The organism is bacterium, assembly GCA_030654305.1.
In the GTDB taxonomy this organism is placed as follows: Bacteria; Krumholzibacteriota; Krumholzibacteriia; order LZORAL124-64-63; family LZORAL124-64-63; genus PNOJ01.
The window spans coordinates 1-1,124 of sequence record JAURXS010000347.1; the positions used below are offsets into that span (position 1 = coordinate 1).

The 1,124-nt window shown below is 71.2% G+C and carries 2 protein-coding genes; both read right to left on the reverse strand.

Features of this window, described 5'->3' with window-relative positions; genetic code table 11:
- A partial coding sequence (locus Q7W29_09980; protein MDO9172148.1) for an FAD-binding protein occupies positions 1-501 on the reverse strand: 501 nt, incomplete at its 3' end.
- 124 nt (positions 502-625) lie between these two features.
- On the reverse strand, positions 626-1,124 hold a 499-nt coding region (locus Q7W29_09985), incomplete at its 5' end, for a cyanophycin synthetase (GenBank protein ID MDO9172149.1).

A 1,124-nucleotide genomic window follows, 5' to 3' on the forward strand; every position in this document is an offset into this window, starting at 1 on the left:
GAGCTCGGCCAGCGGCATATCGCGAACGGCCCCGCTGCGATCCATGACGCGGGCGGACTCCAGGACGTTGACCGTCTCGGCGCCGTAGCAGCCGGCGTTCATGATCACCGCCCCGCCGACCGTGCCGGGGATGCCGGCGTAGAACTCCAGCCCCGCGACGCCCGCCTCGGCGGCCTTGCGGGCAAGGATGGCGTCGGGCACGGCGGAGCCAGCGCGGATGCGGCTGTCGCCCAGCGCCTCGACGGCGTTGAACCCCCGGCCCAGCCGGATGACCACTCCGTCCACGCCACCGTCGCGCACCAGCAGGTTGGAGCCGACGCCGATGGCCATGACCGGCACGGCCGGGTCCAGCGCCTTCAGAAAGGTCGCGAGATCGGCTTCGTCCTCGGGCAGGAACACGACATCCGCCGGCCCGCCGACGCGGAACCAGGTGAACGGCGCCAGCGGCTCGTCACGCAGGAGCTTGCCGCGTACGGGGGGGAGATTGTCGCGCCAGGTCATGGGCGCGTTCCTGCGTGGTTCGACACGCGCTTCGCGCTGCTCACCATGACGTGGAGGGGTGACGCATCACAGAAGCGCGTCATCCTGAGCAGGCCCGCAGGGCCGTGTCGAAGGACGCACGCCCTCACGCCAGCGCCTCAAGCTGTCCCGGCAGGGCGTAGGACCAGCTGGTGATGTCGCCGGCGCCGCAGAGCACCACGATGTCCCCTGCCTTGGCTTCTTCCTTCACGAGCGCCGCCAGCGCCGCCGGACTGTCCAGGGGGATCGCCCGGCGATGGCCGTAGCGGCGCAGGCCCTCGACCAGGGCGTCGCGATCGACCCCTTCGATCGGCGTCTCGCCGGCCGTGTAGACGTCGGCCACGATGACCACGTCGGCGTCGTTGAAGCAGGCGCTGAACTCGGCCATCAGGTCTCGCAGGCGCGTGAAGCGGTGCGGCTGGACCACGGCGATGACCTTGCCCTCGCCGGTCACGGCGCGGGCGGCGGTCAGCACGGCGCTGATCTCCACCGGATGGTGGGCGTAGTCGTCGATGACCCTCACCCCGTCCACGACGCCCGTGGTGGTGAAGCGGCGCTTCACGCCGCCGAAAGCCTTCAGACCCGCGCGGATCGCCTCCGCGTCA